We start from the raw sequence: 21,469 nt of genomic DNA, 5'->3' as shown, positions 1-21,469 counted from the left end.
TACAGGGAAGAGGTACGCATGCAGTTGGTGGTGCGCGGGACGAACGCCCCGCTCGTCGGAGAACTCGACATCCCGGTCTCGAAGTACCACGCGCACCGCGCGCTGGTGCTCGCGTCGCTGGCGAAGGGGACGAGTGTCGTCTCCGGGGTCAGCGCGACGCGACAGGTGGAGTGGACCGTGGGCACGCTCCGCGCGCTCGGCGTCGACGTCAAGCGTCGCGGGAACGCGTACCACGTGACCGGGCTGGGCGGCCGGTACCAGGCGACCGACGTCGTGGACCACGGCTCGCGCGGTGCCGATGGACTGCTCAACATGGGGTCCTCGGGCACCACGCTCTACTTCATGACCGGACTCGCCTCGCTGGCCGACCGTCCGATGACCCTGTCGGGCATGAAGTACTTCCAGCGCCGCCCGATCAAGGCGCTGCTCACCTCGCTGACGCAGATGGGGGTGGAGCTCGAGGCGACGAACGACTGTCCGCCCGTCACCGTGCAGCCGAGGCGTCCGCGCGGCGGCGACGTGACGATCGCCGGCACCCTGTCGCAGTGGGTCTCCGGGCTGCTGCTGGTGGCCCCGTTCGCCGAGCACGAGACCCGGATCCACATCACCGGCGGGCGGCTCAACGAGCAGCCCTACGTCGAGCTCACCGTGCGGATGATGCGGCAGTTCGGCCTGACGGTCGAGGTCTCCGACGACTGGCTCGAGTACCGGATCCCGGCGGGCCAGCAGGCCACCCCGCACGACTACGTCATCCCGCCCGACATCGGCTCCGCAGCGTTCGGCATCGCGGCGGCCGGCACCCGCGAGTCGAACGTGCTGCTGCGCGGCATGACGGCCACGACGACGGCCGAGACGGACCACCCGGAGAGCGAGTTCCTGGACCTCGCGACCGCGATGGGTGTTCCGATGCGGATCGACGAGGAGACCGGCTTCGTCCGGATCGAGCACGACGGGTCCCCGCTCCGCCCGCTGGACGTCGACTGCCGTCCGATCCCGGACCTGCTGCCCGTGCTGTCGACGATGGCCACCTTCGCCGAGGGCACGAGCCGACTGTGGAACGTGGCGCACATCCGGCTGAAGGAGTCCGACCGCGTGGCGGCGATGCTCCAGCTGAACCGGATGGGCGGCCGTGCCGAGCAGGGCGCGGACGAGCTGCGGGTCACCGGCGTCGGCGCGGCCGGGTTGCACGGTGCGCCGATGTCCTCGTTCAACGACCACCGTGTGCTGATGTCCCTCGCGGTCGCGGCGTCGAGTGCCGACGGGGTGTCGGGCCTGACCTACCCGCGTGCCTACCGGATCTCCTACCCGACGTTCCTCGAGGCGATGAACTCCGTCGGGCTCGACATGTCCGTCGGTGACCGGCTCGCAGCCCAGGTGGCGCGGGACGACCGGATCGACGCCGCCGAGGCCGACGGGGTCCGCACGCACCTCGGCACGCCCCTCGAGACGTCTGCGGCGCCCGAGCCGACCGACCAGCCGGTCGCGCAGCCCGCCGCCCCGCAGCCCGCCACCGCACAGCCCACCGCCCCGCAGCCCGCCGTCGCCGTGCCCGAGCTCGCCGGCGTCGACGCCGACCCGCTCGTCCTGAGCGAGCGGGTCCGCGCCCTGTCGCAGACCGACCCCGACGGCCTCGCCGTGATCGAGGTCGGCGGTGCGACCCCAGCGAACACCACGTGGAAGGAGCTGCAGGACGAGGCCGACCGGGTCTCCGCCCTGCTGCTCGAACTCGGCGTGCGCACGGGTGAATCCGTCGCGATGCAGCTGCCCAACTGGCGCGAGTTCGTGTCGATCACCCTCGGTGCGATCCAGATCGGCGCCGTCGCCACCCCGATCATGCCGGTGTTCGGTCCCCGCGAGACCACGATGACGCTGGCGCGATCGAAGGCCCGCGTGGTCTTCCTGCCGAACGTGTTCCGGAAGCGCCGCCCCGCACTCGAACTCCTCGACGTCATCGACGAGGCCACCGCGCAGGACCGTCGCCTGTCGCTCGAGCACGTCATCGTGCTCCGCGCCGAGGCCCGCGGGCAGGGGGACACCCCGACGAACCAGCCGCCGCTGCCCGCTGACGCCCTGGAGCGCGTCGTGGCGAGCGACTGGCACTGGCGCTACTTCGAGAACGCCCTCGCCGCCGTGCACGTCGACGTCGACGAGATCGCGTCGCACGCTCCCGGGCCGGACGACGTCTGCCAGCTGCTCTTCACCTCCGGCACCACGGGGGAGCCGAAGGGCGTGCAGCACCCGCACCGCACGCTCGGACTCGCGACCGCCATGCACGTGGCGCAGTCCGGGCTGACCAGCGCCGACCGCATCTACATCCCGTCGCCGCTCGCTCACCAGACCGGGTTCCTGTACGGCATGCTGCTGGCGTTCCGGCTCGGTGCCCCGCAGGTCATCCAGCCGGTGTGGGACGGCCGGGTCGCGCTCGAGCAGGCGTTCGGCGTCGCCCGGGCGTCCTTCGTGCAGTGCGCGACGCCGTTCCTGACCGACCTCGTCGACCTGGTCGAGGCCGGTGCACCGCAGCCGGAGTCGCTCCGGATCTTCGTGCCGACGGGCGCCGCGGTGCCCCGTGCACTGGCCCAGCGAGCGAGCACGGTGCTCGGCAGCGCCATCCTCGGCGCCTTCGGGACGAGCGAGACGTGTCTCGGGGCCCTGTCCAGCCCCAGCGACGACCCCGCCGACGCCTACGGCCACGACGGCCGGCCGCTGCCGGGCATCTCGATCCGCATCGTCGACGACGCGGGGATCGAGCTGCCCGCCGGGACCGAGGGCAACTTCGAGCTGCACTCGCCGACGATGTTCGCGGGCTACCTCGACCGCCCGGACCTGACCGACGACGTGTTCACGGCGGACGGCTGGTACCGCACGGGTGACCTGGCGAAGGTCGACGAGAAGGGCTTCCTGTCGATCACCGGGCGTGTGAAGGACGTCATCAACCGCGGCGGCGAGAAGATCCCCGTCGTCGAGATCGAGAACCTGCTGTACCAGCACCCCCTGGTCACGGACGTCGCGATCGTGGCGATGCCGGATGAGCGGCTCGGTGAGCGTGCGTGCGCCTGGGTCGTGAACGCCCGCGCGGACGAGCCGCTCGACTTCGCCGGGATGCAGCAGTACCTCGACACGGCCGGCGTGAGCAAGTACTACTGGCCTGAACGACTCGAGTACACCACCGAGCTGCCGCGCAACGCGGTCGGCAAGGTCCAGAAGAACATCCTGCGCGAGCAGGCGGCCGCGCTCGTCGCGACGAAGGAGAACGAGACACGATGACGATCGTCGAGCAGACGAGCACGGGCTTCGACGAAGCCGCCTTCCAGCAGCTCAAGGCCGAGGTCACCGAGTGGGTCCGCGGCCCCGGCGAGGCGTGGGCGGACGAGATCGAGCGCACGGGCCGGGTCGCCCCCGAGCTGTTCCAGGAGCTCAAGGAGAACGGGTGGCTCAGCCTCGCGGCCCCGGCGGAGCTCGGCGGACGGGCGATCCCCTTCTCGCGCTACCTCGAGATCATGGAGGTCGTCTCCCGCTCGCACGCCTCCATCCGCATGCTCGTGCACGTCATCAACGGCACCTGGCGCGCGATGGCCCCCTACGCGACGTCGGAGCAGATCGAGCAGGTCGTCAAGCCGTCCGTCGCGGGCGACACGCTCGTCGCGTTCACCCTGACCGAGGCCACCGCGGGCACCGGAGCGGACATCCGCACGACGGTCCGGCGCGAGGGCGACACCTACGTGATGAACGGCGAGAAGCACCTCATCACCTTCGGGGTCAAGGCCGACCACTGGCTCATCGCCGCTCGGATGGAGGGCACCACCGGCCAGGACGGCACGGTCGCGTTCCTGATGCCGAACAGCGGGCTGCCGGGTGCCGAGGTGATCGACGACTCCGACACCATGGGCATCCGCGGCACCGACCACGCGATCCTGCGGTTCACCGAGACCCCGATCCCGGCCAGCGCCCGCCTGGGCGAGGAAGGCCAGGGCCTCGAGGTCGCGCTCGGCGGCTTCCTGCTGCCGAGCCGGGTGTCCGTCGCGATGAGCGCCGTCGGTCTCGCCGAGCGGGCGAACGAGCTCGCCGTCGAGTACGCCAACAAGCGCGAGACGTTCGGCAAGCGGCTCTCCAGCCGGCAGGCGATCCAGTTCTACCTGGCCGAGAACTACGCCGACATCGCCGCCGCCCGCGCCCTGGTGCTCGAGGCCGCTCGCGCCTACGAAGAGGACCGCCCCGACGCCGGCACACTCTCCAGCGCCTCGAAGATGGTCGCCGTCGACATGCTCGCCCGGGTCACCGACAAGGCCCTGCAGGTGCACGGCGGGCAGGGCTACTGGAAGCGCAACGCCATCGAGCGCGTCTACCGCGACGCACGCGCGCAGCGCTTCGAAGAGGGCACCAACGAGATCCAGAAGCTGATCGTCGGCCGCGCCGTCGTGACCGGCCAGGCCGGGTTCTAGACCGCAACCCAGTACCGGACGGGAGGCGCGGTGCGGGCCCGCCCCGCGCCTCCCGTCCGTCTCCCACCACCGTCAGCAAAGGACTGCAGTGACCGACAGCACCAACGCACCCATCGCGCTCAGCTCGCCCATCGCACTGATCACCGGCGCTTCGCGCGGCATCGGCCGCCTGCTCGCGCAGAAGCTCGGCCAGCGCGGCGTCACCGTCGTGGTGACGTACAAGGGCAACGCCGACCTGGCCGAGGAGTCCCTGGCCGACGTCAGGGCGGCCGGCGGCGACGGCATCACGGCGCAGGTCGACATCGAGCAGCCGGAGTCGATCGACGCCCTGTTCGACCTGGTGCGCGACACCTACGGACGCCTCGACATGTTCGTCGCGAACGCCGCGGCCAGCGCGTTCAAGCCCGTCGCCGACCTCAAGCTGCACCACCTCGACCGCAGCTACGCCACGAACGCCCGCTCGTTCGTGCTCGGCGCCCAGCGCGCGGCGGAACTGATGGACCGGGGTGGCCGCATCGTCGTCGTGACGTCGTACGGATCGCTCCGGGCGTTCCCGACCTACGCCGCACTCGGTGCCGCCAAGGCCATGAGCGAGGCGTACATGAAGTACATGGCGGTGGAGTTCGGTCCGCGCCAGATCACGGTCAACGCGGTGAACGGCGGCCTCATCGACACCGACTCGCTCGAGTACTTCTACACGAAGGTCCCCGGCCAGGCGCCGATGGACACCGTGCTCGAGAAGCTCCCGCTGCAGCGTCCCGGGACGGCCGACGACATGGCCGACGCCGTCGACTTCCTGCTGTCGGACAAGGCCGGGTACATCACCGGGCAGGTGCTCTCGGTGGACGGCGGTCTGACGGTCATCGCCCCGCCCTACTGGTCGGACACGACATCGCCCCTCCGCGACGCGGTGCTGCCGGCCGACGTTCCGGGCGCGGACACCGCAGAATAGGCGCATGAGCAGCGTCGCTTCCGCCCCCGTCGTGCCGGAGTCCCTCCGGACCGTCGCGTCACCCTGGACCCTCGGCCCCCTGCACCTGGCGAACCGGGTGGTGATGGGGTCGATGCACACCGGGCTCGAGGTGCACGACGACGGCGGAGCCGGCATGGCCGCCTTCTACCGCGAACGTGCGGCCGGCGGGGCGGCGTGCATCATCACCGGCGGCATCGCCGTGAACGACGAGGCCCGCGGCGGTCCGGACTTCGCGGTGTTCGGCGTCGGGGGAGCCGACGAGCGGTTCCGGGTGGCGGTCGACGCCGTGCACGACGAGGGCGGGACGATCCTCGCGCAGCTGTTCCACGCCGGGCGGTACGCGCTCGCGTCGGGCATGGTCGACCGGCACGGCGACCCGCAGCGCGTCGTGGCGCCCTCGGCCCTGCCGTGGGCGGCCGCCCGCGGTGTGGTGCCGACCGAGCTGACGTCGGCCGAGGTCGAGCGGACCATCGAGGACTTCGCCACAGCGGCCCGCACCGCCCGCGCGATCGGGTTCGACGGCGTCGAGATCATGGCGTCCGAGGGGTACCTGATCAACCAGTTCCAGTCGCCGCTGACCAACCTGCGCGACGACGAGTGGGGCGGGGATGCGGAACGGCGTCGGCGCTTCGCGGTCGAGGTCGTCCGGGCCGTGCGCGCCGCGGTGCCCGAGCTCGCCGTGACGATCCGGCTGTCCGGCGCGGACCTGATGCCCGGCTCGTCGACCGACGACGAGGTCGACGCGCTCGTGCACGACCTGCTGCCGCTCGGGCTCGACGGCATCTCGGTCGGCATCGGCTGGCACGAGTCCCGCACCCCGACCGTGCAGGCCTCGGTGCCGCACGGGGCCTGGCTGGCGTACGCGGCACGGATCGCCGCGGTGGTGCGCTCGTCCGCCTACCCGGACGTCCGCGTGATCGCCTCGAACCGGATGACGGACCTGCGCGACGGTGAAGCCGTGCTCAGCGACAAACTGATCGACGCCGTCGCCCTCGCCCGGCCGTTCCTCGCCGACCCCGCCATCGTGTCGCGCTCGCTCGCGGGCGGGTTCGCCCTGGTGAACACCTGCATCGGCTGCAACCAGGCGTGCCTCGACCGCTCGATCATCGGCGCACCGGTGTCCTGCCTCGTGAACCCCCGTGCCGCCCGCGAGGTGGCCTTCCCCGCCCGGCCGACCGCGGACCCGAAGCGCGTCGACGTCGTCGGTGGCGGACCGGCCGGGCTCGCCGCCGCGGTGGACGCCGCCCGACGGGGCCACGACGTCACCGTCTGGGAGGCCTCCGACCGCCTCGGCGGCCAGTTCGGCCTCGCCGCACTCGTCCCGGGGAAGGAGGACTACGCCGCCACGGTGCGGTCTGCCCGTGCCGAGCTCGCGGAGCGGGGCGCCACGATCCACCTCGGACGCCCGGCCACGGCTCGGGACCTCGTCGACAGCGACGCCGTCGTGCTCGCGGCCGGGGTGGTCCCCCGGAGCGTCGACGTCCCCGGCCGCGACCTGCCGCACGTGCTGTCCTACGAGCAGGCCCTGCGGAACGGCGTACCCGAGGGCACCGTCGCGATCATCGGCGGCGGTGGCATCGGCGTGGACACCGCGGCGTTCCTGACCGAGTCACCCGACGAGGTCGTCCGGGCCGCCGAGTTCGCGGCCCGCTGGGACCTCGACGTGTCCGAGGAGCTCGTCGGCGACGTGCCGCAGCGGCTCCCCGCGGCACGGCGCACCACCCGACCGGGGTCGCAGGTGACGGTGCTCCGGCGTTCGGGCAAGTTCGGCCAGGGGATCGGCATCACCTCGCGGTGGGTCGCGCTCGGCCGGCTGCGGGACGCCGGGGTGCAGATGGTCGGCGGCGTGCAGGAGTACCTGCGCATCGAACCCGGGGTGCTCTGGATCCGCGACGAGCACGGGGACGAGGTCGGCGTGCCGGCGGACACCGTCGTGGTCTGCGCCGGGCAGGAGCGCGCGACCGACGCCGAGGGCGACGCGCCTGACGGACTCGCCACGGGCCTCCAGGCCGCCGGCGTGCCGTACGCCGTCGTCGGCGGCGCGCGCGACGCACGGAGCGTGGACGCGGTCCGGGCGACGTCCGAGGCCCTCGAAGCGGTGCGACGCCTCGCGCCGTAGCGAGTCGGCTCGCATCACGGCCGGGAATCTGCAAGAATGAACGGTCGAATCGCCGCAGCTCGACCCTCTATCCAGCTGTGAGCGATCTCTCTCGAGCTTTCGCCGTGTGTGCCCCCACGCCCGCGGTTCCAGTTCAACCACAACGAAAGCAAACAGGAGCAATTGTGGCTGTCAAGATCCGTCTGAAGCGTCTCGGTAAGATCCGTGCGCCCTACTACCGCATCGTCGTCGCCGACTCGCGCACCAAGCGCGATGGTCGTGTCCTCGAGGAGATCGGTCAGTACCACCCGACCGAGGAGCCCTCGGTCATCAAGATCGAGTCCGAGCGTGCGCTCTACTGGCTCGGCGTCGGCGCGCAGCCGACCGAGCAGGTCGCGGCCCTCCTCAAGCTGACCGGCGACTGGGCCAAGTTCAAGGGCGAGAAGGACACCGAGTCCAAGGTCAAGGTCGCCGAGCCGAAGCCGGCCTTCCAGGTCGACTCCTCGAAGAAGGCCGTGCTCAAGCCGAAGTCAGAGAAGACGGCTCCCGCCGCCAAGGCCGACGACGCCGAGACCGCCGACGAGACGACCGAGGCGTAGTCCTTGCTCGAATCCGCGCTGACGCACCTCGTCAAGGGGATCGTCGATCACCCTGACGACGTGCGCGTCGCCAGCTCCACCTCCCCACGCGGCGAGGTCCTCGAGGTGCGCGTGCACCCCGAGGACCTCGGCCGCGTGATCGGTCGCGCCGGGCGCACCGCCAAGGCGCTCCGCACCCTCGTCACGGCCCTGGCCGACGGCAAGCGCGTGCGGGTCGACGTGGTGGACACCGATTCCTAGGGAGACGACCCAGCTCCGGGTGGGTCGAATCACGAAGGCGCACGGGCTCAAGGGCGGCATCAAGCTCGAGCTCTACACCGACGACCCGGATCGTCGGTTCACCCCGGGCGCCACCTTCACGCTCCAGGTCCCCGACGACTCACCGTGGTCGGGCAAGACCCTCGAGCTGGACGAACTCCGCTGGTACAACGGTCACCCCGTCGCGTTCTTCGCCGGGATCGACGACCGCACCGCAGCCGAGTCCCTGGCGCGCATCATCCTCTGGGTCGAGCAGGACGCCGACGCCGAGACCGGTGAGGACGACGCCTGGTACGACCACCAGCTCGTCGGGCTCAAGGTCCTGCGTGACGGCGTCGAGGTCGGCACGGTCGCCCGTGTGGACCACATGCCCGCCCAGGACCTGCTCGCGATCGACACGCCGTCCCGCGGCGAGGTCCTCGTGCCGTTCGTCTCGGCCATCGTGCCGGCGGTCGACATCGCGGCCGGCACCGTCACGGTCACGCCGCCGCAGGGGCTGTTCGAGGACCCCGAGGACACCTCGCGCCCCGAGACGGTCACGGACTAGTCCCCGTGCGGATCGACATCGTCACGATCTTCCCGGAGTTCTTCTCCGTGCTCGACGTGTCCCTGCTCGGCAAGGCCCGCTCCGGCGGACTGCTCGACCTGCACGTGCACGACCTGCGGTCGTGGACCACCGACCGGCACCGCACCGTCGACGACACGCCGTACGGCGGTGGCGCCGGCATGGTGATGAAGCCGGAGCCGTGGGCGCAGGCGCTCGAGGCGCTCTTCCGGCCCGACGGTTCGTCGACCCTGGTGGTCCCGACGCCGGCCGGCACGCCCTTCACGCAGTCGATCGCGCGGTCACTCGCGTCGACGTCGGAGCACCTCGTGTTCGCCTGCGGGCGGTACGAGGGCATCGACGCCCGCGTCTTCGAGTGGGCGTCGTCGCGCGCCACCGTCGTCGAGCTCTCGCTCGGCGACTACGTGCTGAACGGCGGCGAGGTCGCCGCGATGGCGATGATCGAGGCCGTCGGCCGACTCGTCCCCGGCGTCGTCGGCAATCCCGAGTCGCTGGTCGAGGAGTCCCACGAGGACGGTCTGCTCGAGTACCCCTCGTACACCAAGCCCGCGTCGTGGCGCGGCCTCGACGTCCCCGACGTCCTGCTCAGCGGGCACCACGCCCGCGTCGGTGCCTGGCGGCACGAGCAGCAGCTGGAGCGGACGCGGCGCGTCCGTCCGGACCTGCTGCCGCCTGCCTGACCGGCTGGCGCGCTTGCCTGCTGGACGATTTTCGGGCTGAGCGACACTCCTCGCGGTTCGTTCGGCGTGGACTGTCGCTGGGCACGAAACCCGGCCCCGCCGGGTCTGCCTGGAGGCACGGGGGCGGGCCCGCACCGTGCCTCCAGTCCGTCAGACGGTCGGGTCGGCGCGCTGGGCGCGACGCAGGGTCAGGACCTCGGGCCCGGCCTCGGTGACCGCGACCGTGTGCTCGACGTGCGCGGCACGTGAGCCGTCGACGCTGCGCAGGGTCCAGCCGTCGTCGTCCTGGTAGAGCTCGTCGGTCGTCTGCATGAGCCACGGCTCGATCGCGACGACCAGTCCCGGCCGGAGCTTCAGGCCGCGACCCGGACGGCCGTCGTTCGGCACGTGCGGGTCCCCGTGCATGGTGCGACCGACGCCGTGCCCGCCGAACTGCAGGTTCACGTCGTGACCGGCCTCGTGTGCGACGTGACCGATGGCGTGCGAGACGTCGCCGAGCTTGTTGCCGGGAGCCGCCTGGGCGATGCCGGCGGCGAGTGCTCGCTCGACCGTGGCGATCAGGGCCTGGTCCTCGTCGCGCGGCGTGCCGACCTGGACGCTGACTGCGGAGTCCGCGACCCAGCCGTCCACGCTCGCGGCGAAGTCCAGGCTCACCAGGTCGCCGTCCTGCAGGGTGCGGTCGTGCGGCAGGCCGTGCAGGGCGGCGTCGTTCACCGAGGTGCAGAGGTTCTTGCCGAACGGCGACATGCCGAACGACGGGTGGTAGTCGACGTAGCAGCTCTCCGCGCCGCGTTCGGCGATCATCCTGGCCGCGACGCGGTCGAGGTCGAGCAGGTTGACGCCGACGTCGACGGTCTCGAGCAGCTCGTCGAGGACGTCGGCCACGAACCGGCCGGCGACGCGCAGTCCGTCCAGCTCGGCGGGGGTGCGGAGTTCGATCATGGGTCCATCCTCGTCGTTTTGTCTCCCGCGCTCTCTGTGGCAGTATTGAACGCTGTGCCCTGGCTGGACTCTGCCACGGGGGAGTCGCCGACACCGGGCACGCACCACCACTTTCCGAACCTTCGATCCGCGGCGACCCGTGCGCGTCCGCAGAGAGTGAAACCCACCATGAGCCAGCTCCTCGACAACGTCGACGCAGCATCGCTGCGTACCGACGTCCCGGACTTCCGTCCCGGCGACACCATCAAGGTGCACGTCAACATCATCGAAGGCACGCGCTCGCGTATCCAGGTCTTCCAGGGAGTCGTCATCGGCCGTCAGGGCCACGGCATCGGCGAGACCTTCAAGGTCCGCAAGGTGAGCTTCCAGGTCGGCGTCGAGCGCTGGTTCCCCGTGCACTCGCCGATCATCGACCACATCGAGATCGTCACCAAGGGTGATGTCCGTCGTGCGAAGCTCTACTACCTGCGCGAGCTCCGCGGCAAGGCGGCCCGCCGCAAGATCAAGGAGAAGCGCGACGCCTGATCGCCTTCACAGTGAACGTCCGCGAGCCGGACGACGCTGCGAGCCCCTCGTCCATGTACGGTTGTGCATCGACGGGGGGCTCTTCCCATTGCGGGGAGTCAGTGGTTCGAACGAGAGCGGAAATGACGGACACGACAGAGGATTCCGGGCGCAGGCCACGTGCCGAGAAGCAACGGAACGGTGTCCTCACATTCCTCCGCGACCTCGTCATCATCTTCATCGCGGCACTGCTCGTGTCGTTCCTGGTCAAGACGTTCCTGATCCGGTCGTTCTACATCCCGTCGGCGTCGATGGAGAACACGCTGCAGATCAACGACCGGGTGATCGTCAACGAGCTCGTCCCCGGCGCCGTGGCGCTGAAGCGGGGAGACGTCGTCGTGTTCAAGGACCCGGGCGGCTGGCTCACCGGATCCGAGGTGCCGAGCGTCACGCCGGACACCCAGCCCGCCAAGGCCATCGACTGGGCCCTGACCCAGGTCGGTCTCGGCACCGGTGACAGCGACGACCACCTGATCAAGCGCGTCATCGGTCTGCCCGGTGACAAGGTGTCCTGCTGCAACGACCTCGGGCAGATGTCGGTGAACGGTGTGCCGATCAAGGAGCCGTACCTGAAGCTCCCCGCCGGCGCCCCGGCCTCGGCGACCGACTTCTCGGTCACCGTGCCGAAGGGCACGATCTGGGTGATGGGCGACAACCGGAACGACTCGAAGGACTCCCGGTACAACGGCGACACCCCGTCGAAGGGCTTCGTCCCGATGTCCGACGTGACGGGCCGCGCGTTCGTCATCTCCTGGCCGGCGAGCCGCTGGACGTGGCTCGACGACCACCCCGAGGTGTTCGCCGGCGTGGAGGAGCGCGACGAGTGACCGCCGTCCGTCCGTCGCTCCGGCTCGAGAAACGTCTGCTCGCCGAGGGCCGCGTGACGGTCATCGGCATGGACGAGGTCGGCCGTGGCGCCATCGCCGGTCCGGTCGGCGTCGGTGTGGCCGCGGTGACGCTCGACATCGGTCGTGTGCCCCAGGGGCTCGCTGATTCCAAACTGCTCTCCGAAGCGCGCCGCACCGACCTGGTGCCCGTCGTGCAGCGTTGGGCACGCACGGCGGTCGGCATGGCATCGGCGGACTTCGTCGACCAGCAGGGCATCGTCCCGGCCCTCGGCGCAGCGGGTGCGCAGGCGCTCGGCTCCCTGGTCGCCGACGGGGTGTCGCTCGACGGCGCGGTGGTGGTGCTCGACGGTTCGTTCGACTGGTTGAGCCGCGCCCTGCCCGCGTCGCTCCGTCCGGCAGCCGATCCGCTCGAGGTCGTCGTCCGGGTCAAGGCCGACCGCGACTGTGCCTCGGTGGCCGCGGCGTCGGTGGTGGCGAAGGTCGCCCGTGACGCGCTCATGATCTCGGCGCACGACGAGGCTCCGCACTACGGGTGGGTGTCGAACAAGGGCTACGGGTCGACGGCGCACTACGACGCGATCCGGACGATCGGGGCGCACACGCTGCACCGGAAGTCCTGGTTGCACCAGGCTTCGAGCGTCGCGCTGGACGGCTTCGACCAACTCGACGCCGTCGCGGGTTGAGCCCGTCGCCCGCTCGGCCCTGGGTCGCCGTAGACTGTGGGCGCAATGGATGAGGACGAATTCGACGACTACGACCGCGAGGTCGAGCTGGCCCTGTACCGCGAGTACCGAGACGTGGTGTCGCAGTTCCGTTACGTGGTCGAGACGGAGCGCCGTTTCTACCTGGCGAACGAGGTCGAACTCGTGCGCCGTGACACGGAGCACGACTTCTACTTCGAACTGACGATGAACGACGTCTGGGTCTGGGACGTCTACCGTTCCGACCGGTTCGTCAAGGGTGTCCGGGTACTCACGTTCAAGGACGTGAATGTCGAGGAACTCACGACGCGGGAACTCGAACTGCCGAAGGAACTCGCACTCGACGAGTGATCGTCAATTTACTTTCTTCTGCTTCTTTCTGGGTGAATCGCCGCTGATCCGGACCGGCGGTGAATTGTTCGCGCTATTCTGATGGGGATTTAACCGCCCCACGAACAGGAGCACCCCATGGCACAGAAGGTCACCGTCCAGCTCGTCGACGACCTCGACGATTCCCCCATCACCACCGGTGAAGGCCGGACGGTCGAATTCGCGTTCGACGGCTCGTCGTACGAGATCGACCTGTCGAACGACAACGTCGACAAGTTCCGCGAGGCGATCTCTGATTACATCGCCGCAGCGCGCAAGGTCTCCGGTCGTCGCACCGGCGGCGGTTCCGCCCCGAAGTCCGCGCCGAAGCGTGGCAACTCGGAAGAGCTCGGCAAGATCCGCGAGTGGGCCAAGGAGAACGGGTACGAGGTCTCGTCCCGCGGCCGCATCTCGACGCAGGTGCAGGAAGCCTACGCAGCAGCGCACTGACGCTCGTCGCAGCAGGACCCGGGTGATCTCGATCGCCCGGGTCCTTCTTCTTTCCTCCACAGAGGGCAATTCGCCCGTGCTGATTCCACAGACTCTCCGACTCCGCCGATCGTGGCGTTCGTTCTGGAGATCGTTGTCGTGGAGGCAACGACATGGAACAAGACGTGCAACGTCCACCGGGGCGGTCGCTCCGGAACGGTCGACTCGGACGATTCGGTGAAGAACGAGCGGTGGTCTGGCTCGAGGCGCGGGGGTTCCGCGTGCTCGAGCGGAACTGGCGGTGTGCCCGCGGCGAGATCGACATCGTCGCGTGGGATTCCTGCACACTCGCGTTCATCGAGGTGAAGACCCGTTCCGGGGCCGCGACCGGTCACCCGTTCGAGGCGATCACCGCCGCGAAGCTCACCCGGATGCGACGACTCGTGCCCGAGTGGTTCGACGCGCATCCCGAGGTCTCGGCGCGCGCGGTCCGGGTGGACGTCGTCGCGGTCCACGTCGACGGTCCCCGCACCGTCGTCGAGCACCTGGCGGGTGTGCTGTGACGGGCATCGGTCGCGCTGCCGCGGTCGCGCTGCTCGGGGTCACCGGTCGCCGTATCGAGGTCGAAGCGCACCTGACCAGTCAGCTCCCGGCGTTCAGCATCATCGGTCTGCCGGACACCTCACTCGGAGAGGCACGGGAACGCGTGCGATCCGCGGCGGCGAACGCGGGGTGCCCGCTGCCCGCACGTCGGATCACCGTGAACCTGACCCCGGCGGCGATCCCGAAGCGCGGATCGGGGTTCGACCTCGCCATCGCGATGGCCGTGCTCGCCGGAGCCGGTCTCGCGCCGGACGTCTCGGAGCGCATCGTCTACATCGGCGAGCTCGGGCTCGACGGGCGGGTGCGTCCGGTCCCCGGGGTGATCCCGATGCTGGTCGCCGCGCGCGACGCCGGTGCGGACCGCGTGGTGCTGCCCGTCGGCAACCTGACCGAGGCCCGCGTGGTCGGCGGGGTGCGGATCAGCGGCGTGGACTCGTTGCGGGCGGCGGCGATCGACGCCGGGGCACTCCTGCCGGCGGTCGAGGTCGATCCGGTGCTGCCGGTCCCGGTCACGTCGGTGCCGCGTCCCGTGGCCGAGCTGTCGGACGTCGTGGGGAACCCGGTCGGCGTCCGAGCCCTCATCGCCGCGGCGGCCGGGGGACACCACGCACTGCTGCTCGGGCCACCGGGCGCGGGCAAGACCATGCTCGCCGAGCGGCTGCCCGGGTTGCTGCCCGACCTCGACGACGAGACCGCGCTCGAGGTCGCCGCGGTCCGGTCCGTCGCCGGGCTGGGTCCCGCCTCGTGGAGCACGAAGCCACCGTGGGAAGCCCCGCACCACTCCGCGTCGGCGGTCTCGCTCATCGGCGGCGGGTCGGGGGTCCTGCGCCCCGGAGCCGTGTCGCGCGCCACCGGGGGCATCCTGTTCCTCGACGAGGCGCCGGAGTTCCCGCGGGCCGTCCTCGACGCGCTCCGGCAGCCGCTCGAGTCCGGTCGGATCACGATCCACCGTGCGGCGGGAGCGGCCGAGTTCCCCGCACGCTGTCAGGTCGTCCTGGCGGCGAACCCCTGCCCGTGCGGCAACGCCGGTGGTGCGCACGGGCAGCCGTGCGAGTGCTCGGCGAGCACCGTGCGCCGGTACCTCGGTCGGATGTCGGGGCCACTGCTCGACCGGATGGACATCCGGGTGCTGGTGCCGCGGGTGAGGACGGGTCGGATGCGGGACGCGGACGGCAGCACCCCGACGACGGCGGTCGCCCGTGCGGCGGTAGCGGCAGCCCGCGCCCGGATGGCGGAGCGCCTGCACGGGACGGGATGGTCGCGCAACGCCGAGGTCACCGGGGCGTGGCTCCGGGCCGAGGGGCGCATCGAACCGGGGTCGACGGCAGACCTCGACCGGGCACTCGACCTCGGCACCCTGACCATGCGCGGCTGGGACCGCGTGATGCGACTGGCGTGGACGCTCGCCGACCTCGATGCGGTGGAGCGGCCCACGGGTGCGCACGTCCGCGGTGCCCTCGCGTTGCGGAGCGCGCTGTGATCCCGGCGGGCACGGAGCTCCTCGACACGGTGGCGCGCCTGCTCGGGCCGAGCGGTGCCGCGGTGGACCCGGTGCAGGCCGCGGCGCGGATCGCGTGGTCAGCCGTCGTCGAACCGGGGGACTCCGTCGCCGGCGAGCTCCTCGCCGGCCTCGGACCGGAGCGTGCGCTCGGTGCGGTGCTGCTCGCCGCGGACGAGGATTTCGATTCGCTGCTGGGATGCTGCGTCGACGCCGAGGTGCCGGGTGCGGAGGACCCAGCGGTGCTGCTCGGTGTGCTGCAGACCGCGGTGGAACGGTGGCGGCCCCGATTGGCCACTGTCGAGGTGGGCGACGTGCTCGCGGCGGCCGGTGCGGTCGGAGCCGGTCTGCTGGTCCCCGGGAGCGACGGGTGGCCGTCGGCGATGGACGACCTCGGGCCGCACGCCCCGGTGGTCCTCTGGGCGCGCAGCTCAGGGGCGCACCTCGGCGACGGGATGCCGGCGCTCGGGGTCGTGGGGTCCCGGGCGAACACGGTGGCCGGTGCCGAGGCCGCGGCGGAGATCACCTCGACGGCGGCGGACGCCGGGTGCCGCATCGTGAGCGGGGGCGCCTACGGCATCGACGCGGTGGCGCACCGTGTCGCCGTCGCCGCCGGGACGCCCACTGTGGCGGTCCTGGCCGGCGGCATCGACCAGCTCTACCCCGTGGGGAACGCGCAACTGCTCCACAACGTGGCCCGGCAGGGGGCGTTGCTCGCAGAGTCGGCACCGGGGACACGGCCGACGCGGTGGCGCTTCCTCGCCCGCAACCGGCTGATCGCCGCGCTGGCCGACGTCACGGTCGTGGTCGAAGCGGGCGCCCGGTCCGGGGCGCTCAACACCGCCCACCACGCCGCACAGCTCGGCCGGCCCGTGTTCGCGGTGCCGGGAGCGTTCGCGTCCTCGGCCTCGGTCGGTTGCCATCGGCTCATCGCACAGGGGCGGGCGCAGATCGTCGTCCACCCCGGGGATCCGGCAGCGGCGGCGAGGCCCGCGAACGGGACCAGCGGGGGAGCGGTGCCGGACGAACCGCTCCTGTCCGGCCGGCAGGACCCCGAGGTGCTCCGGGTGCTCGACGCGCTCGGCCGTCGCGCCCTGCCCGAGGCCGAGATCGCCCGCCGGGCCGGCATGTCGACGGCCGACGTCGCCGACGCGCTCGCGCTCGCACAGCTGCAGGGACTCGTCGTCGCCACCGGCGGCGGGTGGGGTCGGGCATGACGTCCGGTCGCCGTACGCTGGCGTCGTGGTTGCGCGGACGGACGGTCGACTCGTGGCGGCGGTGGACGCCTTCCTCGGGCACGCCCGGCACGCGCGTGGCCTCAGCGAGCAGACCCTCCGCGCGTACGCCAACGACCTCGAGCAGCTCGTGGCGTTCGCGGACGATCGCGGCATCGACCGCGTCGCAGACGTCGAGCTCGAGCTCCTGCGTGACTGGCTGTGGGACGCCGACCACCGGGGGCTCGCCCGGTCGACCATCGCCAGGCGGTCTTCGTCGGTGCGGGCGTTCACGCGTTGGGCGAGTGAGACCGGGGTGACGACGACCGACGCCGGGGTCCGGCTCCGCGCCCCGAAGGGTGGGGCACACCTGCCGCGCGTGGTTTCGGCCGACCAGGTGCGCGCCCTGCTCGACGGACTCGGTTCCCGGGCGGCGACGGACGACCCGACGGCGCTGCGGGACCTGGCCCTCGTCGAGCTCCTGTACGCGGCGGCCATCCGGGTCAGCGAACTCGTCGGGATCGACGTGACCGACGTCGATCGTGGACGCTTGACCGTGCGGGTGCTCGGCAAGGGCGGCAAGGAACGCGTGGTGCCGTTCGGGGTTCCGGCGCGGGACGCACTCGAGGCGTGGCTCGAGCGCGGACGGCCCACCCTCGCCGCACGGGCGGAGGGGCCTGCAGGCACGGCGCTGTTCCTCGGCGACCGTGGTGCCCGACTCGGCGTCCGCAGTGCCTACCGCGTGGTGGCCCGGTTGCTCGGTGACCTGCCGGGCGAGGGTCCGAGCGGTCCGCACACCTTCCGGCACACCGCGGCGACGCACCTGCTCGACGGCGGAGCGGACCTGCGCGCGGTGCAGGAACTCCTCGGTCACGCCAGCCTCGGGACGACGCAGATCTACACGCACGTGTCGTCGGCTCGGCTGCGTGAGGTCTACCGGACGGCACACCCGCGCGCCTGACCCTGCGCCGACGTGCGTCCCGTCCGGTTCCGGTCGGTTCCCGGTCGGTTCCCGGTCGGTCCAGGTCGTTCGGCTCACCCGGGCCAGGCCGACTCGGGCAGCAGCACCGGCCACTCGGCCGGTGGCAGGTACGCCATCGGATCGACGTAGCGACCGTCGACACGAGCACCGAGGTGCAGGCACGGCGCGGACTCCGGACAGTGCCCGACCGAGACGCGGCCGACCGGCGCGCCCTGCACGACCTCGTCCCCGGCGGCGACCAGGGGTGTCACCGAGTCGAGCGTGCTGACCAGCCCGTCGCCGTGGTCGATCGTCACGACGGTGCGGCCGCCGACCGCCCCGGCGAACGCCACGGTGCCGTCGTCCACCGCCGAGGCAGGGCTGCCGAGGGCGGCCGGGACGTCGAGGCCCCGGTGGCCGGCGGCGTAGTCCGAGGACGGTGCCTCCCATGCGCGCTCGACCACCCGGGATCCGGTGGGCCAGACCCAGCGAGCCTCGACCCGGCGCGGCTCGGTCACAGTGTCCACCGACGCCCCGGCACCCACCGACTCCCCGGAGCCCACCGTCGCCCCGCCTCCCGTCGACGGCGCGGCACCGAACACCACGGTCCCGCTCAGCACCGTCCCGCTCAGCAGCGCAACGCACACCACGGACAGCAGGACGGGACGTGCGCTCGATCGCATGTCCCCAGCCTGGGCAGTGGAACCCAGCCCAGGGGCGGACCGGGGCGATCTGTGGAGGGGGAGTCGCGCCTCCAGGCCGGGGGAGGAACGTGCGGCCGACGGAAGCGACAGAATCGACGTCGTACGACGGCGACAGTGTCGTCCAGCGTCGGCGCGCAGGGCCCGCCCGTCCCGATCACGCCCCGGTTATGACCAGATCCCGAGCGAGGAGTACAGTCGGGGCCGCTCCGGAACACGCAACGCCGCTCGGACGGCGAACCAGCCGACCGCCGGGGCACCGTGCTGCACACCGGCACGGCGGCAGAACCCAGGAGCATCGTGTCCACCACGACCACCGGGCACGGCGAAGACCGTGCGTTCAAGGGGAAGGTCACCCTGTTCGCCATCGCGGCGGCGGTCGGTGGCTTCCTGTTCGGCTTCGACTCGTCCGTCATCAACGGCGCCGTCGACGCGATCAAGGGCGAGTTCAACCTCTCCGACGCGGCCAGCGGCTTCGCCGTCGCCTCGGCCCTGATCGGCTGTGCGTTCGGCGCCTACTTCGCCGGCCGCCTCGCCGACCGCTACGGCCGCACCCGGATCATGTTCTGGGCCGCCGTGCTGTTCTTCGTCTCGTCGATCGGTTCGGCGTTCGCGTTCGCGACGTGGGACCTCGTGATCTGGCGTCTCGTCGGCGGTCTCGGCATCGGTACCGCCTCGGTCATCGCACCGGCGTACATCTCCGAGGTCTCCCCGAAGGCGATCCGCGGGCGGCTGGCCTCGTTCCAGCAGCTGGCGATCACGCTCGGTATCTTCGCCGCGCTCCTGTCCGACCAGCTCTTCGCCGTCACCGCGGGCAGCGCCTCGGCCGAGGTCTGGGGTCTCGCGGCCTGGCGCTGGATGTTCCTGGTCGGGGTGATCCCCTCGGTCGTCTACGGCGTCCTGGCGATCACGCTGCCGGAGTCCCCGCGCTACCTGCTCACCAAGGGTCGTGCTGACGACGCGCGCGTGGTGATGGGCAAGATCGTCCCGCGCGACACCGTGAACACGAGCCTGGAGGAGATCCAGGACGGCATCGAGAAGGAAGCCAACGAGAAGAAGGGCTCCATCCGGGGCAACCGCTTCGGGCTCCAGCCGATCGTCTGGGTGGGCATCATCCTGGCCGTGCTGCAGCAGTTCGTCGGCATCAACGTGATCTTCTACTACTCGACGACGCTCTGGCAGGCCGTCGGCTTCAAGGAGGAAGACTCGTTCCTCATCTCCACGATCACCTCGGTGGTCAACGTCGCCGTCACCTTCATCGCGATCTTCCTGGTCGACAAGGTCGGCCGCAAGCCGCTGCTCGTCGCCGGTTCGGCGGGCATGTTCGTCTCGCTCACCATGGTCGCCATCGCGTTCTCGCAGGCGACGATCGTCGACGGCAGCCCGAGCCTCCCCGGCTCGTGGGGCGTCATCGCGCTGATCTTCGCGAACCTCTTCGTGGTGTCCTTCGGCGCCACGTGGGGTCCGCTCATGTGGGTGCTGCTCGGCGAGATGTTCCCGAACCGCATCCGTGCCACCGCGCTGGGCATCGGCTCGGCCGCCAACTGGATCGCGAACTTCATCGTCACGATCTCGTTCCCGGTGCTGTCCGGCTTCAACCTGACGGTCACCTACGGCATCTACGCGCTGTTCGCGTTGCTGTCGCTGTTCTTCGTCATCGCCAAGATCCCGGAGACCAAGGGCCGCTCGCTCGAGGAGATGGGCATCTCCGCCGACGGCGACACGGTGGACGCCAAGGCCTGATCGGCCGGTCGCGCACCGCGTCCGTTCCGCACGGATCGCCGGACAGGAGGCCCGGATCACGTCAGCCGCGAGGCGCGCGTGATCCGGGCCTCCCTTCTGTTAGCATCTATCCAGCAGCGTGCTGATGCGCGCTGACTTCGCGTGTCCACCAAGCCCTCACGGGCTCGGTACCCGACCACCGGTCCCGCTCTCACGAGCGGGCGGTCGCGTGCCAGGACACCAGGGACCACGACCGACGGTCGTGATCGACACAACCGCAACAGGTCCGCAGCGACGTGCGAGAGCACGGCTGCGCGCCGAGAACACAGAAGGAGGACGGCACATGGCCGTCGTCACCATCCGCCAGCTGCTCGACAGCGGCGTCCACTTCGGACACCAGACCCGTCGGTGGAACCCGAAGGTGAAGCGCTTCATCCTCGCCGAGCGCTCGGGCATCCACATCATCGACCTGCAGCAGTCGCTGGCCTTCATCGACCGCGCGTACGACTTCGTCAAGGAGACGGTCGCGCACGGTGGCACGATCCTCTTCGTGGGCACCAAGAAGCAGGCCCAGGGCTCCATCGCCGAGCAGGCGACCCGCGTCGGCCAGCCGTACGTCAACCAGCGTTGGCTCGGCGGTCTGCTCACGAACTTCCAGACGGTCTCCAAGCGCCTTGCGCGCATGAAGGAGCTCGAGGAGATCGACTTCGACGACACGACGAAGGGCTTCACCAAGAAGGAGCTCCTCATCAAGAAGCGCGAGCTGGACAAGCTCCACAAGACCCTCGGTGGTATCCGCAACCTCACGCGGACCCCGAGCGCGCTCTGGATCGTCGACACCAAGAAGGAGCACCTCGCCGTCGACGAGGCGCAGAAGCTCGGTATCCCGATCATCGGCATCCTCGACACCAACTGCGACCCCGACGAGATCACGTACCCGATCCCGGGCAACGACGACGCGATCCGCTCCGTCGGTCTCCTGACCCGCATCGTCGCCGACGCCGCGGCCGAGGGCCTGAAGACCCGCCACAACGGTGGCGACGAGGACGAGGCCAGCGAGCCCCTCGCCGAGTGGGAGCAGGAGCTCCTCGGTGGCGAGACCGCCGCCACGACCGAGGCGCCCGCCGCCCCCGTCGAGGAGAACGACGCTGACGCGCAGGTCGCCGCGAAGGAGATCGGCGAGCCGATCGCCGACGAGGCGAAGAACGCGGAGCCGACGGCCGAGGCCGAGGCAGCCGCGGAGACCACCCCCGCCGAGTGAGTCGCCGGGGCGCCGGACCCCACCGGGTCCGGCGCCCCGACTGC

At 71.0% G+C, this 21,469-nt stretch carries 21 protein-coding genes; 19 read left to right on the top strand and 2 right to left on the bottom strand.

What is annotated here, in order from left to right:
• The first annotated feature begins 18 nt into the window (after positions 1-18).
• The 8 genes from aroA (at position 19) to trmD (ending at position 9,612) form a co-directional block, all read left to right on the top strand.
• The gene (gene aroA, locus BR70_RS0109545) at positions 19-3,264 is read left to right on the top strand and encodes a 3-phosphoshikimate 1-carboxyvinyltransferase (protein ID WP_027465887.1); all 3,246 of its coding nucleotides are present in this window, start codon (positions 19-21) and stop codon (positions 3,262-3,264) included.
• Positions 3,261-4,439 carry an acyl-CoA dehydrogenase family protein gene (locus tag BR70_RS0109540; RefSeq protein WP_051596762.1) on the top strand — a complete coding sequence of 393 codons (1,179 nt, stop codon included), beginning with the start codon at positions 3,261-3,263 and terminating at the stop codon, positions 4,437-4,439. Before aroA ends, BR70_RS0109540 begins: the two co-directional genes overlap by 4 nt.
• Positions 4,440-4,527: 88 nt before the next feature.
• Entirely contained in the window at positions 4,528-5,391 is an 864-nt protein-coding gene (locus BR70_RS20315; protein WP_081827310.1) for an SDR family oxidoreductase, read from the top strand.
• Between the two features lie 4 nt (positions 5,392-5,395).
• A complete protein-coding gene (locus BR70_RS0109530) occupies positions 5,396-7,531 on the top strand; it encodes an oxidoreductase (protein ID WP_081827309.1) in 2,136 nt (711 codons plus the stop codon).
• Positions 7,532-7,695: 164 nt separating this feature from the next.
• Positions 7,696-8,109: a 30S ribosomal protein S16 gene (rpsP, locus tag BR70_RS0109525; RefSeq protein WP_027465884.1), complete on the top strand. Its 414-nt coding sequence runs from the start codon at positions 7,696-7,698 to the stop codon at positions 8,107-8,109.
• A 3-nt stretch (positions 8,110-8,112) separates the two neighbouring features.
• The gene (locus BR70_RS0109520) at positions 8,113-8,349 is read left to right on the top strand and encodes an RNA-binding protein (RefSeq protein WP_017888258.1); all 237 of its coding nucleotides are present in this window, start codon (positions 8,113-8,115) and stop codon (positions 8,347-8,349) included.
• Positions 8,350-8,368: 19 nt separating this feature from the next.
• Positions 8,369-8,914: a ribosome maturation factor RimM gene (gene rimM, locus BR70_RS0109515; RefSeq protein WP_171907871.1), complete on the top strand. Its 546-nt coding sequence runs from the start codon at positions 8,369-8,371 to the stop codon at positions 8,912-8,914.
• A gap of 5 nt (positions 8,915-8,919) precedes the next feature.
• Positions 8,920-9,612 carry a tRNA (guanosine(37)-N1)-methyltransferase TrmD gene (trmD, locus tag BR70_RS0109510; protein WP_027465882.1) on the top strand — a complete coding sequence of 231 codons (693 nt, stop codon included), beginning with the start codon at positions 8,920-8,922 and terminating at the stop codon, positions 9,610-9,612.
• Between the two features lie 150 nt (positions 9,613-9,762).
• Here trmD and map read toward each other — a convergent pair whose 3' ends face one another.
• Positions 9,763-10,554, bottom strand: coding sequence for a type I methionyl aminopeptidase (map, locus tag BR70_RS0109505; RefSeq protein WP_027465881.1), 792 nt, complete (start codon positions 10,552-10,554; stop codon positions 9,763-9,765).
• A gap of 168 nt (positions 10,555-10,722) precedes the next feature.
• Between map and rplS the strand changes: the two genes are divergently transcribed.
• The 9 genes from rplS (at position 10,723) to BR70_RS0109460 (ending at position 17,741) form a co-directional block, all read left to right on the top strand.
• Positions 10,723-11,079, top strand: coding sequence for a 50S ribosomal protein L19 (gene rplS / locus BR70_RS0109500; RefSeq protein WP_017888254.1), 357 nt, complete (start codon positions 10,723-10,725; stop codon positions 11,077-11,079).
• Between the two features lie 122 nt (positions 11,080-11,201).
• The gene (gene lepB / locus BR70_RS0109495) at positions 11,202-11,945 is read left to right on the top strand and encodes a signal peptidase I (RefSeq protein ID WP_027465880.1); all 744 of its coding nucleotides are present in this window, start codon (positions 11,202-11,204) and stop codon (positions 11,943-11,945) included.
• On the top strand, positions 11,942-12,649 hold the full coding sequence (locus BR70_RS0109490) for a ribonuclease HII (protein WP_027465879.1): 708 nt from the start codon (positions 11,942-11,944) through the stop codon (positions 12,647-12,649). Before lepB ends, BR70_RS0109490 begins: the two co-directional genes overlap by 4 nt.
• Positions 12,650-12,694: 45 nt before the next feature.
• Complete coding sequence (locus BR70_RS0109485) at positions 12,695-13,018, top strand: DUF2469 family protein (RefSeq protein WP_017888251.1); 324 nt, start codon at positions 12,695-12,697, stop codon at positions 13,016-13,018.
• 117 nt (positions 13,019-13,135) lie between these two features.
• Positions 13,136-13,486, top strand: a complete 351-nt coding sequence (locus tag BR70_RS0109480; RefSeq protein ID WP_017888250.1) for a histone-like nucleoid-structuring protein Lsr2 — start codon at positions 13,136-13,138, stop codon at positions 13,484-13,486.
• 164 nt (positions 13,487-13,650) lie between these two features.
• Positions 13,651-14,028 (top strand): YraN family protein, encoded by a 378-nt coding sequence (locus BR70_RS0109475; protein WP_035808666.1) that lies wholly within the window; start codon positions 13,651-13,653, stop codon positions 14,026-14,028.
• Entirely contained in the window at positions 14,025-15,548 is a 1,524-nt protein-coding gene (locus BR70_RS0109470; RefSeq protein WP_027465877.1) for a YifB family Mg chelatase-like AAA ATPase, read from the top strand. Before BR70_RS0109475 ends, BR70_RS0109470 begins: the two co-directional genes overlap by 4 nt.
• The gene (dprA, locus tag BR70_RS20310; protein WP_155896837.1) at positions 15,545-16,783 is read left to right on the top strand and encodes a DNA-processing protein DprA; all 1,239 of its coding nucleotides are present in this window, start codon (positions 15,545-15,547) and stop codon (positions 16,781-16,783) included. The genes BR70_RS0109470 and dprA overlap by 4 nt, the downstream gene beginning before the upstream one ends.
• Positions 16,784-16,808: 25 nt before the next feature.
• The gene (locus tag BR70_RS0109460; protein WP_035808355.1) at positions 16,809-17,741 is read left to right on the top strand and encodes a tyrosine recombinase XerC; all 933 of its coding nucleotides are present in this window, start codon (positions 16,809-16,811) and stop codon (positions 17,739-17,741) included.
• 74 nt (positions 17,742-17,815) lie between these two features.
• On the opposite strand, the gene BR70_RS20305 is transcribed toward BR70_RS0109460, so the two are convergent.
• On the bottom strand, positions 17,816-18,424 hold the full coding sequence (locus BR70_RS20305; RefSeq protein WP_051596760.1) for a murein hydrolase activator EnvC family protein: 609 nt from the start codon (positions 18,422-18,424) through the stop codon (positions 17,816-17,818).
• A 318-nt stretch (positions 18,425-18,742) separates the two neighbouring features.
• Between BR70_RS20305 and BR70_RS0109450 the strand changes: the two genes are divergently transcribed.
• Both BR70_RS0109450 and rpsB read left to right on the top strand, forming a co-directional pair.
• Positions 18,743-20,185 (top strand): sugar porter family MFS transporter, encoded by a 1,443-nt coding sequence (locus BR70_RS0109450; RefSeq protein ID WP_051596806.1) that lies wholly within the window; start codon positions 18,743-18,745, stop codon positions 20,183-20,185.
• 322 nt (positions 20,186-20,507) lie between these two features.
• Positions 20,508-21,425, top strand: coding sequence for a 30S ribosomal protein S2 (gene rpsB, locus BR70_RS0109445; protein ID WP_027465874.1), 918 nt, complete (start codon positions 20,508-20,510; stop codon positions 21,423-21,425).
• Positions 21,426-21,469: the final 44 nt, after the last annotated feature.

The sequence above is a fragment of the Curtobacterium sp. UNCCL17 genome, assembly GCF_000686685.1.
Classification (GTDB): Bacteria; Actinomycetota; Actinomycetes; order Actinomycetales; family Microbacteriaceae; genus Curtobacterium; species Curtobacterium flaccumfaciens.
The sequence above is the reverse complement of the archived record's forward strand: the minus strand, read 5'-3'. Positions and strand labels throughout refer to the sequence as shown.